Origin of the sequence: Kitasatospora sp. NPDC057542 (assembly GCF_042801945.1) — a bacterium.
Taxonomy (GTDB): Bacteria; Actinomycetota; Actinomycetes; order Streptomycetales; family Streptomycetaceae; genus Kitasatospora.
Genome location: NZ_JBHVFE010000202.1, coordinates 1 through 15,114 on the forward strand (window position 1 = coordinate 1; position 15,114 = coordinate 15,114).

The 15,114-nt window shown below is 73.1% G+C and carries 11 protein-coding genes; 4 read left to right on the plus strand and 7 right to left on the minus strand.

The window, feature by feature from the left end:
* Window positions 1–963: 963 nt before the first annotated feature.
* Entirely contained in the window at window positions 964–1,953 is a 990-nt protein-coding gene (locus ACFU7Y_RS24005) for a phospholipase (RefSeq protein ID WP_224284013.1), read from the minus strand.
* 243 nt (window positions 1,954–2,196) lie between these two features.
* Between ACFU7Y_RS24005 and ACFU7Y_RS24010 the strand changes: the two genes are divergently transcribed.
* Window positions 2,197–4,374, plus strand: a complete 2,178-nt coding sequence (locus tag ACFU7Y_RS24010) for an HAD-IIB family hydrolase (protein ID WP_380769603.1) — start codon at window positions 2,197–2,199, stop codon at window positions 4,372–4,374.
* 142 nt (window positions 4,375–4,516) lie between these two features.
* Here the strand turns inward: ACFU7Y_RS24010 and ACFU7Y_RS24015 are convergent, their stop codons facing one another.
* From ACFU7Y_RS24015 to ACFU7Y_RS24040, 6 genes are all read right to left on the minus strand, one after another.
* The gene (locus ACFU7Y_RS24015) at window positions 4,517–5,101 is read right to left on the minus strand and encodes a hypothetical protein (protein ID WP_224284015.1); all 585 of its coding nucleotides are present in this window, start codon (window positions 5,099–5,101) and stop codon (window positions 4,517–4,519) included.
* Window positions 5,098–6,492: a hypothetical protein gene (locus ACFU7Y_RS24020; protein WP_380769605.1), complete on the minus strand. Its 1,395-nt coding sequence runs from the start codon at window positions 6,490–6,492 to the stop codon at window positions 5,098–5,100. Before ACFU7Y_RS24020 ends, ACFU7Y_RS24015 begins: the two co-directional genes overlap by 4 nt.
* Window positions 6,489–7,298: an ABC transporter ATP-binding protein gene (locus ACFU7Y_RS24025; protein WP_380769606.1), complete on the minus strand. Its 810-nt coding sequence runs from the start codon at window positions 7,296–7,298 to the stop codon at window positions 6,489–6,491. The genes ACFU7Y_RS24020 and ACFU7Y_RS24025 overlap by 4 nt, the downstream gene beginning before the upstream one ends.
* Window positions 7,299–7,330: 32 nt before the next feature.
* Entirely contained in the window at window positions 7,331–8,158 is an 828-nt protein-coding gene (locus ACFU7Y_RS24030; RefSeq protein WP_380769607.1) for a zf-HC2 domain-containing protein, read from the minus strand.
* Window positions 8,155–8,685, minus strand: a complete 531-nt coding sequence (locus ACFU7Y_RS24035) for an RNA polymerase sigma factor (RefSeq protein WP_374120146.1) — start codon at window positions 8,683–8,685, stop codon at window positions 8,155–8,157. The genes ACFU7Y_RS24030 and ACFU7Y_RS24035 overlap by 4 nt, the downstream gene beginning before the upstream one ends.
* A gap of 248 nt (window positions 8,686–8,933) precedes the next feature.
* Entirely contained in the window at window positions 8,934–11,723 is a 2,790-nt protein-coding gene (locus tag ACFU7Y_RS24040; RefSeq protein ID WP_380769610.1) for an ATP-binding protein, read from the minus strand.
* Window positions 11,724–11,956: 233 nt separating this feature from the next.
* Here ACFU7Y_RS24040 and ACFU7Y_RS24045 point away from each other — a divergent pair, with 233 nt between their 5' ends.
* The 3 genes from ACFU7Y_RS24045 to ACFU7Y_RS24055 all read left to right on the plus strand — a co-directional run bounded on the left by ACFU7Y_RS24045 (window position 11,957) and on the right by ACFU7Y_RS24055 (window position 15,051).
* Window positions 11,957–12,535: a TetR/AcrR family transcriptional regulator gene (locus ACFU7Y_RS24045; protein WP_224283619.1), complete on the plus strand. Its 579-nt coding sequence runs from the start codon at window positions 11,957–11,959 to the stop codon at window positions 12,533–12,535.
* A 229-nt stretch (window positions 12,536–12,764) separates the two neighbouring features.
* Window positions 12,765–13,802 carry an agmatine/peptidylarginine deiminase gene (locus ACFU7Y_RS24050; RefSeq protein ID WP_380769608.1) on the plus strand — a complete coding sequence of 346 codons (1,038 nt, stop codon included), beginning with the start codon at window positions 12,765–12,767 and terminating at the stop codon, window positions 13,800–13,802.
* Window positions 13,803–13,890: 88 nt separating this feature from the next.
* On the plus strand, window positions 13,891–15,051 hold the full coding sequence (locus ACFU7Y_RS24055; protein WP_380769609.1) for an agmatine/peptidylarginine deiminase: 1,161 nt from the start codon (window positions 13,891–13,893) through the stop codon (window positions 15,049–15,051).
* The last annotated feature ends 63 nt before the right edge of the window (window positions 15,052–15,114 follow it).

Genomic DNA, 15,114 nt, shown 5'->3' on the forward strand with positions numbered 1-15,114 from the left:
ACTTTTGGCACGCTGTTGAGTTCTCAAGGAACGGACGCTTCCTTCGGACCGCCTTCCAGCGGGCCCTCCGGGCTTCGTTCTTTCGTGTTTCCAGCCTATCAGACGCTTTCCGCTCCGTTTACCGGGGCTTTCCGCTTCCGACTTGCTGGTGTCGCCCAGAACCTGGCGCCCTGTCCGACGTTTCAAACCCTAGCCGACCTCCGCTCCGAAAAGCGAATCCGGCCGCAATCCGATTAAATGAACACGCCACATTCAGACCGGGTCGCACCTGCCCATGACAGATCCGCCCCAGCCCGAGCCGGGAAGTGTTGGTTCAAAGGATTGGCCACCCCGGGACCGTCCACGCCGACGCGTGTCCGGTGCTCCCAGTCGAGCGACTGGGAGACAGTACTCCTCCTCGGCGCCCGAGACAAACGCCCTGCACGAAGGGCGCCGGCACCGTAGAAGGAACGCCGCCCCTGTGGGATTGTTCGTGCGTCCGATGACGAGTCCTGAAGATGAGTGAAGAAGGCCGGGGCGGCATGGGTCGGGGAGACCGGGATCGCTGGACGAGGTCGGGCGTCAGGTTGCGCCGCGTCTCCCGGTATTGCCACGCTGCCGTGGCCTGGGCTGACGCCCACTTCGACGGCGTCTACCGGCCGCGGTGGACGCCGGATCGAGAACCCGGAAGCGCTACGGGCGGCGTTCGCCGATCTGATCGTCCTGCTGGAGGGCGGCACCCGGTAGCCCGCCCAGTTCACCACCTCACGGGCGGGCGCCGTCGCCGACGGCGTCCCCCCAGTGGTCCCCGTGGACCGGGCCGCGGACGCCGGCCGGCCGGCCGGGCACATTCGCAGAGGGCACCGGCCGCCGGCGCCGAACTGCGCCTACAGGTCCACGACTTCAGGATCACGCCCTGCGCTCGTCGGTCGACGGCCCCGGGGCGTTCCCAGGGGCCGGGCCTCCGGGTGAGCAGGCGGTCGCCTACTTGAACAGGCGGTCACCACTGGTGGCCATGCGATGGGTCCCGCTGTGGCGGTTCACCCAGTCCCGGACCAGGTTGACGGCGTTGGCGCACTGCCAACTGTTGTCGTACTCCCGCACGCCGGTGAAGGCGCCGTAGCCGGCGATGATGCCGTCCACCTGCGCGTCGCCCAGCAGCTTGTCGACGTACCAGGGGTCGTTGTAGGTGGTCGTCCAGGACAGGGTGGCCGCGAGCCGGCCGGCGGCCCGGTCGGCGGCTCCCTTCTTCAGTTCCGCGCAGGTGTTGTAGGTGGCCTCCGTGCAGTTGCCGAAGCCCTTCGTGATGTCGCTGTCGCCGTAGTCCATCGCCCGGCGGCCGGTCGGGAATCCGGTGCCGGACTTGGCAAAGGCACTCTGCACCTGGTCGCGGGTTCCGGTCGTGGTGATGCCCTCCAGCGGGCCGAGCTTGCCCTCCAGGCTCTTCCAGCCGCGGCCGCCGACGTCCGGGGTGCTGCCGCCGTGGTACTCGTAGAAGCCGTAGAGCACCTGGATGCCGGCGGCCGTCAGCCGCTGGGCCTTGTCGCGCAACCCGGCAACGCTGCAGGTGCGGTTGGGCTCCTCGCCGCAGTAGTTGGGGTCCTTGATGTCCAGCCAGACCAGCGACAGCCGGCGGCCCGCGTTGGCGTTGGAGATGATGCGGTCGAGCATGCTGTCGAAGCTCGGGCCGAGCCGGTTCTCGCCGGCCGAGGAACAGTCGTGGTAGGCGCGCCACTCGTTCGGGTTCCACCAGGCACAGACGTCGATCTCGATGGCGTTGGCGCCGTGGTTGATCGCGGCGTCCACGCCGTCCAGGGTGTCGACCCGGTGCGCGATGGCGTAGATCGGGTGACGCTGGTCGGCGGCCGCCGCCGGGGTGGTGCCGAGCGCGGTGGCACCGACGATCCCGCACAGCGCCGCCGCCAGCGCCGAGAACGTTCGCGCGCGGGCGCCGTGCCTGAGGTGAGCGGTCAAGGGAGGCACTCCTTCTTGTTGGTGCACTGACAGGACGATCCCACCAACTGCGCCTTGACCTGCGGTAAACGGGCCATAAACGACATCCGGGGGAAAGCGATGAGGACACCGGACCGGTCGGCCGTCAGCCGAGCGGCGACAACACCCCACGGACGTCGGAGGAGTACGCGGCGAGGCCGGGGGCGCTTGAGCAGGCCCGCCACGTCGAACCCCACGGGGCGTGATCGTGTTAGCGTCCCTCGGATGTCGAGGATTCTGGTCACCGATCTGGACGGCACCTTACTCGGCGGCACCCGGGACGACCGGCGCCGATTGCGCGACGCCCTGGCCCACCACCCCGAGGTGACCCTGGTCTTCGCCACCGGGCGCGGGCTGGCCTCCGTCCGTGAGGTCCTTCGCGATCCGCTCGTGCCGCGGCCCCGGTGGATCATCGCCGACGTCGGTGCCACCGTCGCCGACGGTACGGACTTCACCCCGGTCGACCCGGTGCAGGAACACCTGCGGACCGGCTGGCCGGGCCCGGCCCGGGTTCGCGCCGCGCTGCGCCGCTTCCCCCAGCTCGGCTATCAGCACGGCGTCGTCCAGGACGGCCGCTGCTCCTACCACCTCGCCCCCGAGCGGCTCACCGACGAACTCACCGCAGCCGTCGAGGCCCTCGGCTGCACCTGGGTGTACTCAGCGGACCGATTCTTCGACGTCCTGCCGCCAGGAGCGTCCAAGGGCAACGCCCTTCGGGCCCTGGCCGGGACGCTGGGCTGGAAGCCCGACGAGATCCTCGTCGCCGGCGACTCCCTCAACGACCTCTCGCTGTTCCGGGCCGGCACGCACGCGGTGGTCGTCGCCGGAGCCGAACCGGCCCTGCTCACCGCCCTCACCACTCACGCCGACAACCCGCTCCTGCATCGCCCCGGCCGGGCCGGGGCGGCCGGCATCCACGCGGTGCTCCAGGAACTCGGCTGGCTCGCCCCCGGGCCCGAGCCCACGTGCTCCGGCCCCGAACGCGCCACGGGTCGGCACTCCCTCGTGGTGGCCTACCATCGCCCACCGCTGCACTGGAACGGCGAGAGCTGGCAGCCGCCCAGCAGCCCCAACGGCATCCTGCCCACCCTGACCAGCGCCTTCACCGACGGCCTGCCGGGCGTCTGGGTCACGGCTCTGGTCGGCGGCGACCTGTGCGGCGACCGCCCGCACCCCACCGGGCTGCCGCTCTCCCCCGTACCGCTCGACGAGGACACCTGGACCGGCTACTTCCACCGCGCCTGCAAGGAGACGCTGTGGCCGGTCCTGATGTCCGAACCGGGCCGGTCGGTCTTCGACGAACGGGCCTGGGCCGACTACCGGACGGTCAACGCCCGCTTCGCCCGCCACATCAGCGCACAGGCCGCGCCCGGCGCCACCGTCTGGCTCCACGACTACAACCTCTGGCTGGTCCCCGGCGTGCTGCACCGCATCCGGCCCGACCTCAGGACCGGGATCTTCCACCACACCCCCTTCCCGGCCCCGGACGTCTTCGCCACCCTCCCGGTCGCCGCCGAACTTCGCAGCTCACTGGCGCGCCTCGACTGGGCGGGCTTCCACACCAAGGACTTCGCCGGACACTTCCGCCGCACCCTGGCCGGCCTGCCCGATCCGCCGCGCACCGGCGTCCACCCGCTCGGGGTCGACCGGCCCGCCGTCGAGAAGCTCGCCGTCGAGAGGCTCGCCCGCCTCCGTGTGCCCCACCGCGATCCGGCCGTCGGCCGAGTGGTGCTCTCGGTCGAACGCCTCGACTACGCCAAGGCCCCGATCCAGAAGGTGGAGGCCGTCGACCACCTGCTCTCCCGTCGGCCCGGGCTGTGCGACCGGCTCACCTTCCGGCTGGTCTGCCCGCCGCCCGAGCCCGGCATCACCGCCTACGACACCACCCGCCATCGACTTGAACAGCGCGTCTCCGAGGTCAACTCGCGCTGGCAGCAGGGTACTTGGCAGCCGATCGACTATCGCCCCCGCAGTCTGTCCACCGTCGAGGTCGTCGACGAATACCTGTCGGCGGACGTGCTCTGGGTGACTTCGCTCCAGGACGGGATGAACCTGACCGCCAAGGAGTTCATCGCCGCCCGGGCCGCCCTGCTGCACCGTGACGCGGAGCCGGGAGTCCTGGTCCTCTCCCGCCACGCCGGCGCCGCGGCCGAACTCGGCGGGGCCGCCCTGCTCACCGATCCGCACTCGCCCGAGGACCTCGCCACCGTCCTGGCCCGCGCCCTCGACCTCGCCCCCGCCGAACGCCGGGCCCGCATGGCGCGGCTCGCCGAACTCCTCGGTCGAGAGCGGCCCGCGGACTGGGCCGCCCGGATCGTCCACGCGATCCGCAGCACCTCCGCCACGCCGCCGAGGGCCAGGCCATCCGCCCACCCGCGCCCGGAAACCGCGGGGTGGCCCTGAGCCGAAGCCACCCCCGGCGGCGGCCCCGGTCAGTCGAACCGGCCCTCGTCGTGTCCGGACGCGGCTGTCCGATGGAGGGGCTCCGGACGGCACGGTCAGGAGGCGGGGGCCGGACGGACTCGGCGGCCGACAGACGTGCCCGTCAGCGCCTCGGACCGGCCACGGCGTACAGCGCGCTGCCGGTCACCAGCAACGCCACCGCGGCCCAGGTGGACGCCTCCGTGCCGGGGGGAAATGTCATCCAACCGACCGCCTTCCCCACGGTGTTGGGCGGCAACGGCGGGGCGAGGACGGAGAACGCGAGCCAGCCGGTCGGTAGCGTCCAGGCGAGGTGCGCCCCGCAGAGCACCGCCCCGAGCGCGGCCAGGCCGACCAGACCCGCACTGTCCCGGACGACGACCTCGGTGGGGACGAACGTCGGGCCCACCGCCTGGACCGCCAGCAGCGCCGCACCGGCGACCGCGCCGATCAGCACCGTGTGCGCCGCCCGGCGGGGCACCCACCGGATCGCGGCCGTCCGGTCCAGTGCGAGGTCCTGCCCGCCGAACCCGACGGAGCCGGCCGCCACACTCGCGGCGAGCACGAAGAACGCGGTCGGATCCATCGCATCCGTCGCACCCGTACCGTCGCCCCGGGTGAAGGCCCACACCGCCAACGCGACGAGCACGACCGCGGCGGCCGACGTGGGCACCTGCCGTGAACGCGCGTACAGCATCAGCCACCTCATCGCGACGCGCCTCCCGCCGGCACCTCGCGCAGCCTCGCCGTGCAGGAGAGGGCGGCGGTGCGCAGCTCGGCGATCCGCGAGCGCTGCTCAGCGGGCGCCAGCCCCTTCAGCTCCCGCCAGGCGGCGTCGGCATCCGCCCAGGTCCTGCGCGAGTACTCGTCGGTGGCCCGCTCCTCCATCGGCCGGAGGGTGGGGTCACCGAGGGCCCAGCTCACGGCGATGCTCTGGAGGGCGACGTCGTCCTGTCCCCCGCCCTCCCGGGAGGTGCGGGCGTGGCAGCTCGGTGCCAGTCCCTGGGCGACCAGCGCGCGGGTCAGGTCCTCGCCGGACGCGTCGACGAACAGCTGCTCGTCGAAGTCGACCAGCACCGCGTCACCGGGGAGTGAGCGGGGATCGCCGAGCGCGCGCAGCGCGGTGTCCTCCCGCACCGAGGTCGGTGCCTTGTCGCCCAGGACGTCGTGCAGCACGCGCAGCGCCTCCCGGCCGCGCGGCGCGAGTTCGGCCAGGTGCGACCGGCTCGCCTGCGTCACGCACACGGGCCCGTCGCACACCAGGGCCGCGGCGGCCTTGTCGACGACGTAGCTGTCGCGGGCGGCGGCCGGCAGGACCAGCAGGGCCACGGCCGCGCCGGCCAGGGCGGGAGCCACCGCGAGCAGCCGGGCCCGGCGGGTGGCGGCCGCCAGCAGCGCGAGGCCGGTGGCGAGCAGGCCGAGCAGCCAGACCGTCTGGCCGAGGTGAACGGAGTCGGACAGGGTCAGCAGCATCTGCCGCGGGTCCGCGGTCACCGGGGACAGCAGGCCGAGCCGGTTCGACGTCCTGCTCTCCGGCACCTCCCCTTCGATCCGCACCCGCAGCAGGCCCGTCACCACGAGGCAGGCCACCACCAGGGCCGGCGGGGTGAGGACGGAGGGCAGCGTCCGGACGACGCCCATGGCGAACACGGCGGCCGCGACGAGGCCCAGTGCCGCCACCAGCGAGATCGGCAGCCAGCCGAGGCCCGTGTAGGTGGTCGGGCCGAACGCCACCTGCGCTCCGCCCACGACGACGAGGAGGCCGAAGCCCACCGCCAGCGCGAGCGCGATCGCACCCGCCGGCAGCGCCGCACGGCGCCAGGCCGGCAGCGGCGTGGTCGTCAGCAGTTCGGTCATCCGCGAGCGGGGTTCACGCAGCCCGTACACCGCCCCGATGCCGACCACGAGCGGCAGCCAGAAGGCCAGCAGGGAACGGGTCCACATGGCCATGGTCGTCCACTGGGCCGTCCACCCCGCGGTGCCCCTCGACCAGATTCCGTCGTACAGGAGGAAGACCGCCAGGCTGCCGCCCAGGACGACGGCTCCGGCCCACGGGGCGGCCGAGCGCTTCAGTTCGGTTCGCAGCACACGTCCGTTCACCAGGCGCTCCCCTGCTGTCCGGAGGTGCGGAGCAGCGCCGAGTAGCCGCGTTCCAGGGGACTGTCGCCGGGGTGCTCGGTGCTGCCCGCGGCGGCCAGCTCGTCCGGCGTGCCCTGGAAGACGAGGCGGCCGTCGGCGAAGAGCACCACGTCGGAGCAGGCGGCTGCGACGTCCTCGACCAGGTGGGTGGAGACGACCACGCAGGTGTCGCGGCCCAGGTCGTGCAGCAGCTCGCGGAAGCGCAGCCGCTGTGCCGGGTCGAGGCCGGCCGTCGGCTCGTCCAGCAGCAGCACCGCCGGGGAGTTGACGATGGCCTGGGCGATGCCGGCCCGTCGCACCATGCCGCCGGACAGGGTCTTCATCCGGTGGTCGGCGCGGTCCGCCAGGCCCACCCGTTCCACGGCACGTTGGACGGCCTCGGGGATGTCCGCCTTCGGGACCTCCTTCAACCAGGCCATGTACTCGACGAACTCGCGCACCGTGAAGCGCTTGTAGTAGCCGAAGTCCTGCGGCAGGTAGCCGATGCGGCGGCGAAGGGCCCGGAGGTCGCCCATCCGGCCCAAGGAGGTGCCGAGCATCTCCAGTTCGCCCTCGGTGGGGCGCAGCACCGTGGCCAGGGTCCGGATCAGGGTGGTCTTCCCCGCTCCGTTGGGCCCCAGGAGGCCGTGGGCGCCGATGCCCAGGGAGAGGTCGAGCCCGTCGACGGCCATCTTGTTCCGTCCGACGCGGACCCTCAGGCCGCTGGCCCGGATCTCCCAGGCGTAGGTCTTCGGCGCGGTGTCGGCCGCGCTCGTCATGGGTGTCATGCGGTGGTCCCTTTCGATGGTGGACATGGGTTTCACAGCGTCGAGAACGCGTCCCTGCGGGCGATCACGGCGCCGGTGCCGAGCGCGAGGAGCAGCCCCCACAGGGGCAACCGGTCCGGTTGCAGGGCGAGTTGCAGGACGGAGGGGACGTGGCCGGTGACCGACGTGGGGGCCAGGACGACGGCGCCCCACGCGACCGCCAGCCCGACGGCGGCGCGGGTCACCCCGACCACGCTGCCCAGTGCCAGCGCGGTGGAGGTGAAGGCCAGGGAGGGCAGCAGCCACTGCGCGGCCGTCATGGTCCCGGTCAGCCATCCCCCCAGCACCAGCGGGGGCAGGACCACCACGAGGACCGCGGTGGTGCGCCTGAGCAGCAGGGGAAGACCGGCCCTGGCGGTCGAGGCGGTCAGTTCGTGTGCCGGGTCCAGGCCGCTGGACCACGACGCGGCGACACCGCACAGCGGCAGCACCGGCGCGATCAGCGACACCGGCGAGGAGCCGCCGAAGACCTCCGACGGCGCGACCGCGTCCAGCAGCAGCGCCACCAGGGTGACGACGGCGGTCATGGCCAGCCACGGGGTCATGGCCGGCGTCAGCCAGGACGACACCCACCTCGGACGGTACCGCCGCGCTGCCGCCGTGGCCGCCGCGTCCAACTGCGGTTCCAGACCGGCCCGGACGGTGTCGACGAGCGCGGCGATGCCGGGCGCTCCGGTGGCCACGGAGGCCGCCAGGTGGCTCCGGCAGGGCGCGCACGTCTCCAGATGGGCCTCCAGTGCCCAGACCGTGTCCGCCGCGATCGTCGCGTCGCCACGTGCGTAGTCGTCGATCAACTGCCTGGACGCGTGTTCCCCGCTCATGCCAGCGCCTCCCGCATCGCGATCCGGGCCCGACGGGCACGGGTCTTGACCGTGCCTTCGGGCAGTCTGAGCAGGACGGCGGTCTCCCGGACGGAGAGCCCGTCGAGCACCGTGGCCTGCAGTACCTCTCGGAGTTCCGGCGCCAGCCGTCGCAGGGCGTCGCCGATGTCGCCGCCGACGGTCCCGGCGAGCGCCTCCTCCTCCGCCGCGGGCACCACCGCCCGCTCGGCGGCGGCGACCGGCGGTTCGGCGTGGTGGGCACGGCGCCGGAACGCATCGACGAGGCGGCGTGCCGCGATCGTCCACAGCCACCCGACGGCCGTCCCGCCGACCGCGCTCCCGGCGAACGCGCCGGCCGCGCGCCACACCGCGAGATAGGTCTCCTGCATGACTTCGGCGACGATCTGCTCGTCCGCGCAGCGGCGGCGCAGCCGCACCGCCAGCCATGGCGACGTACGCCGGTACAGCTCGTCGAACGCCCCGCGGTCACCCCTGGCCACCAGCCGGAGGAGGCGCTCCTCGTCCACGTCGTCCAGTGCTCTCCTGCGTGATCTCACACCAGCCAGACGCGCGATGCGGCGCTCAGGTTCTTCGCCCGACGTGACCTGCGCCACAGGCCGGAATCCCGGCCATCGGGTCCGATCCGGCCACTCCGGTCGAGGTCAGCGCGGCGGATGCCCCGAAGGGCGCGGAGGGCGGAGATCCCGGCGTCGTGCCCGGGTCCCGGGTCTGCGAACGCGGCGGCCTGGCACGACGGCGGCGTCCTGAACCCGCCTCAGCCCGCCGCGCCCGCGTGCAGGAGGTCCTCTGCGTGGGCGGCCAGGCCGTCGGCGCCGCAGTGGGTGGCCAGCTCCAGCCCCCGGGCCAGGGTGGTACGGGCGGCCGGAACGGCACCCAACGCCTCGCCCAGGTCGACCAGGGCGATGGCGTGCTCGTAGCGGGCGGGTGACCGCTCCAGGTGCCGGACGGCCTGCGCGAGCAGTTCGGCTGCCCGTGACCGGTCGTGTACCGACGCGCAGAGGCGCAGAGCGCTGCCGATGGCCGAGTCCGTCCCGGACTCCCGCGCCCGGCGGACGGCCTCCTCGGCGAGGTCACGGGCCCGGTCCGGCTGGTCGGGGGCGACGGCGCGCGCCAAGTGCCCGAGCCACGGCGCCCACACCGTGTTGCGCCACCCTCGCGCGTCCAGGGCCGCGCCGGCGGCGGTCAGTGCGGCGGCCGCGCCGGGCGCGTCGCCGCGGGCCAGGAGGAGGCGGCCGTACAGGGTGGGGGCGTCGGGCAGCACCATCACCGTCGGGTACGGCGGGCCGAAGGCGTACTTGCGCGCCAGCTCCAGGGCCTCGGACAACCGGCCGCGCGCGGCCACGGTCTCGGCCAGCGCCCCGACCGCGTCCCAGTGCAGCGGGGCGTCCGGGCCTATCCGTTCGGCGATGCGCAGAGCCCGGCGCAGGTAGTCCTCCGCCTCCGCAAGGGCACCGCAGCGGAACCGGAGCATGCCGGTCAGCAGGTAGGCGAAGCCGAGGTGGCCGCCGCTCCACCCGGCGACTTCGTACGCGCGGACCGCCTCGGTGAACAGTTCCTCCGCCCGGTCGACCCGGTCGGCGTAGAGGTAGCTGATGCCGAGGATGCCGGGCAGCTCGAAGCCCCAGGTGGTGTTGGTCCAGCCGAGGCTGCGGGGCAGACGGCCGCCCGGCAGCGCGGACTCGGCCAGGGCGATCGTCTCCTCGCGGTCCACGCCGCGCAGCGTGAGGTCCCAGCAGCGCAGCACGGCCACCGCGTGGGCCAGGCCGTTGTGCTCGAAGATGGCCTGGTCCGGGGGCGGCTCGCCGTTCGCGCCGGTGGCGGCGGAGCCCGAGCCGCTCGCCCCGATGTCACTGAAGGCCATGCCGACCGTTTCGAGCGTCCGGTCGAACTCCGCGAGCCTCCGGGAGCGGCCCGGACCGTCCTCGTCCTCGGACTGGAACGCGGCGAACATGAAGTGGGCGACTTCCAGACGCAGGCGGCCCGGGCCGGGAAGGGTGCGAGCGGCTTCCTCGGCGCACACCGCGGCGGCCTCGCCGAGCCGGTTGCTGTGGGCGAGGGCCTGTGCGAGCCGGAAGGTCGCGTCGACCCGGAGCTCGGGGCTCAGCCCGTACGGGTCCGCGAGTGCCAGGCGCAGCTGGTTGACCGTGGTCGCCGGGCCGGTGAGCAGTGCCGAGCAGCCGAGTTCGTAGAGCACCTCGGCCCTGTCCTCGTCGGCGGGCGGTTCGCTGATGGCGCGGCGCAGGCAGCGCTGGGCCGCCTCGGGCGCACCGATGGCCAGGTGCTCGCGGGCCGCCCGGCGCAGCTTGCCCACGATTTCGAGGTCGCCCTCGGGCAGGGTCTCCAGCAGGTGCCGGGATGCCGTCAGCAGGCCGAGGCCCGCGTTCTCGGTCTCGACGGCGGCTACCCCGTGCATCCCGGTGCGGGTGGCGGGAGGCATCGACTGGTAGACCGAGGTGGCGATCAGCGGGTGGACGAACTCCAGCCGACCTCCCGGCGTGCTGATCAGAACCCCGTGCCGGCGCAGCTCCCGGACGGACTCGGCGGCGGTCTCCGGGCCCTGAGCACAGATGACGGCGGCGAGGTCCGGGCGGATGTCGGTGCCCAGCATGGACGCCGCCCATGCGAACCGCACCGAGGTCGGGCCGATCTTGTCCAGCCAGTGCCGGAGCGTCATCCCCCGTGCGCTGGCGGCGAGTTCGCGCAGCTGGCCGGCGCTCTCCTCGACGGGGTCGAGCTGCTGGTCGAGCACCTCGCGGAGCAGGGCGGTGGTCTCGTACGGGTTGCCGGCGGTGACCGCCCAGACGTGGCGGCAGAAGGCGTCCTCCGCCTGAGCGCCCAGGGTGGCGCGGACCAGCCGCGCGACCGAGGCCGGCTGGAGCGGCCGCAGTTCGTGCCGCCGGTCGGCCCTGCCGACGAGGCCACGCTGCAGCGCCAGGGCGTCGTCGGGGAACTCGTCACGGCAGGCGAGCACCAGCAGGGCCGGCAGCTCCCGTGCCCGCACCGCGAAGCCCGCCAGCCAGCCGAGCGACTCCGCGTCGGCCCAGTGCAGGTCGTCGACGATCACCGCCAGCGGCGAGCGGCGCTGCACGAGGCGGGTGAGCACGAAGTCCAGCCCGTCCCGCACTCCCTGCGGGTCGAGCTGCCCTCCGGGTGGCAGCATTCCCACCGCCGGACCGACGATGTCCTCCCAAGGCCCGAACACCTGCGCCCGGTCCTCGTCGGGCAAGGCCGCCAGCACCGGCTGCACCAGCTGGCGCACCACGTGGAACGGCTCGTGACGCTGCCTCTCCCCGCCCCGGGCGAACAGCACCGTGCAGCCCGCGCGCTTCGCCTCCCGCCGCACCTCGGTCAGCACCGCGGTCTTGCCCAGCCCGGCCGCGCCGGTGTACACCAGCAGTTCCCCGAGCCCGGTACCGGCGGGCCGGGTGAGTGCCCCTACCGCCTGCCCTGCCGACCGGATCTCGGCCTCGCGCTCGTGCAGCGGACCGCCGTCCTCGCCGGCCCCACCGCCGTCCCGGGCCGCGGGCTCCCCTTCGGCCACCATCGCCTCCAATTCGCCCTTCCAGGGCAGTCGTTACCAGTGCCGAGGCTACTGCTGAACGGATGGATCCGGTGCGGGCTTGACAATCCGCCCGGCCTGACACCGAGTGGGGACACCAGTCGGTCACGCCGCTTCGCCGCCGGACCGGCGCGTTTCCCGCCCAGCCGCCTCCGGCTGATCGGCCGGTCAGCAGGTGGACGGAATCGGCGCCCGCGCCCCCGGTAAGGTGGTGGACCGTGGCCAGTCGTAAAACGTCGATCATGGAAGCAGCGGCGCGGGTGATCGCGCGGCGCGGGGTGCGCGGGCTCCGGGTGGAGGAACTCGCGGCCGAGGCGGGTGTGTCCACCGCGCTGATCTACTACCACTTCAAGGACCGCACGGGGATCCTCCGGCAGACGCTGGAGTTCATCAACGACCGGGCGGAGCGGTACACGACCGAACGCGCCGAGGACGCCCCGCCGCCGACGCCCCGAGAGGAACTGGAGCAGACCCTGCTGCTGGAGCTCCAGGACACCGCCGAGGTGCGGGAGAACAGCACCGCCTGGGGCGAGCTGCGGGCGAGCGCCGTGTTCGACGAGACGCTGCGCGAGGACCTGGCGCGGGCCACCCGGATCTGGGTGCAGGAGATCGCGGAACTGCTCGGCGGCGTGCAGCCGATGTCCTCGGCGGTCGCGCTGGCCGGCGCGGCGGAGCGGCTGACCGCGCTGCTGGAGGGGCTGAGCACCCGCTGGCTCAGCGGCAGTCTGCCGCTGGCGCACGCCCGCACGCTCATGGCCGATGCGATCGACGCCGAGGTGGCCCGGCTCGGGTCCTGAGCCGTACGGGCCGCCCGGGGGCGTCACTCTGCGCAGGGAGCCTGTCAGGGATGCGTTACGGCACACCCCTAAGTTTGACTGATTTTTCAGTCAGTGCGAGTCTGAACCCGCAGGCAGGGTGATGCCGCCGGCCCGTCCCCGTGGTGCGCCGCCGCGTCGCGGCGCGAAGAGTGGGAATCGGCGGCCCTCGGCACCCTTCCCGGCACCGTCGCACGATCTGGAGCTCCTCATGACCCACTACCCCGACGACCGTTCCACCGGGCCGTACTCCTGGGTACCGGCGGACGACGTCCCGCACGCGCGGACCTGGATGTCCTGGCCCTCCCGCCGGGGCGTGTGGGGCCTGCGCCTGGGCGGCGTCCAGGAGGACATCGCCCTGATCGCCCGCACGATCGCCGAGTTCGAGCCGGTGGTCATGTGCGCCCCCGACGACTGGACCGCCGGCAAGGCCCAGTCCCGGTGCGGTTCCGGGGTGGAGGTGATCACCGCCATCCCCACCGACGACCTGTGGATGCGCGACATCGCACCGGTGTTCCGTCGGAACGGGTACGGCGGCCTGGACGCCGTGGTCCTCAACTTCAACGGCTGGGGCAACAAGCAGGTGCACCACGACGACGCCCTGGTCGCCGAGCGCCTCGCCACCCGCCGCGGCCTGCGCCATACCTACGCGGACTTCGTCGGCGAGGGCGGCGCGATCGAGACCGACGGTGACGGCACGGTGATGGCCACCGAGAGCAGCCTGGTCAACAAGAACCGCAACCGCGGCATGAGCCGGGACGAGATCGAGGAGGCCGTCCTGGAGGCCTACGGCGCGGACACGATGATCTGGCTGCCCGGGATCAAGGGCCAGGACATCACCGACGACCACGTGGACGTCACCTCCCGGTTCGTCCGCCCCGGCGTGGTGATGGTGCAGCTGCCGCCCGCGGACCGCAACGACGCCTGGGCCCGGGACGCCCGCGAGCAGTTCGCGATCCTGTCCGTCGCCACCGACGCCCGGGGCCGCCGCCTCCAGGTCATCCCGGTACACGGCCCGGACACCGTCCGCTCCCGCAGCTCGAAGTTCGTCGACTCCTACCTCAACTTCCACGTCGTCAACGGCGGCGTGATCACCACCCAGTTCGGCGACGCGTACAAGGACGCCGCCGCCCGGGAGGCGCTCGCCGCGGCCTTCCCCGGCCGCGAGGTCGTGCAGCTCGACGTCGACCGCCTGATGGCCGGGGGCGGCGGCATCCACTGCTCGACCATGCACGAGCCGCTGCCGTAGCCGGCGCCCCGCACCCCGCACCCCGCACCCCGCACCCCGCACCCCGCACACACCGTCCACCGCCCAGACCAGCAGCCGGAGTTCCCGTATGACCAACACCCCGTCCCGCCGTACCCTGATGCGCTCCCTCGCCGGTGTCGGCCTCGGTGTCGGCGCCCTCACCCTCGGCCTCACCGCCTGTGACCCCAACGGCATCGAGGACCCGGAGGGCGCCGTGCCGCCCCAGCCCGGCGGCACCCCCGGCCCGCGCCGCTTCGGCGCCGAGTGGGACAAGCACCTGCGCACGGTGATGTCCTGGCCCGCCTCCGAGAACGTCTGGGGCGACCAGCTCCCGGACGTCCGCCGGGACGTGGCCGGCCTGGCCCAGGCCATCGCCGCCCGCGAACCGGTCGTGCTGATGGCCCGGCCCGAGCAGAAGGACGCCGCGCAGAAGGCCTGCGGCTCGGCGGTCGAGGTGGTGCCGATCGCCGTCGACGACCTGTGGGCCCGGGACACCCTGCCGGTGTTCGTCGAGGAGGGCGGCAAGATCAAGGGCGTCGACTTCAACTTCAACGGCTGGGGCGGCAAGCAGCAGCGCGGCAACGACGCCAAGGTCGCCCGGACGGTGCTGGCGAAGTACGGAGTCGAGCGGATCGAGACCCGGCTAGTCGCCGAGGGCGGCTCCTTCGAGACCGACGGCCAGGGCACCCTGATGGTGACCGAGAGCTCCGTCGTCAACGACAACCGCAACCCGGGCATGAGCCGGGACCAGGTCGAGGCGGAGCTGAAGAAGCTCCTCGGCGTGACCAAGGTGATCTGGCTGGCGGGCGTCAAGGGCAAGGACATCACCGACGCCCACGTCGACTGCCTGACCCGCTTCGCCGCCCCCGGCGTGGTCCTGCTCGACCAGGCCTTCCCCGGCACCCCGCCGGACGTCTGGTCCCGCTCGGCCGACCAGGCCCGCTCCGTCCTGAAGGACGCCACCGACGCGACCGGCAAGAAGCTGCAGGTGGTCGAGCTCCAGCAGCCGGACCCGGACAAGATCACCGGGCGCGGTGACGCCTTCGTCTCCTCGTACATGAACTTCTACATCGGCACCAAGGGCGTCTACCTGCCGAAGTTCGGCGACGCCCGGGCCGACGAGCGGGCGCAGCAGATCATGAAGCAGTACTTCCCGGGCCGGGAGATCGTCCCGGTCAGGATCGACGCGATCGCGGCCGGCGGCGGCGGCATCCACTGCGCCACCCACGACATCCCCGCCCTCGGCTGACCAGGCCGGCCGGCCACCGGGGACCCCTGGTATGGCCGGCCTCCGTGCGGGGCCGGGTCCGGT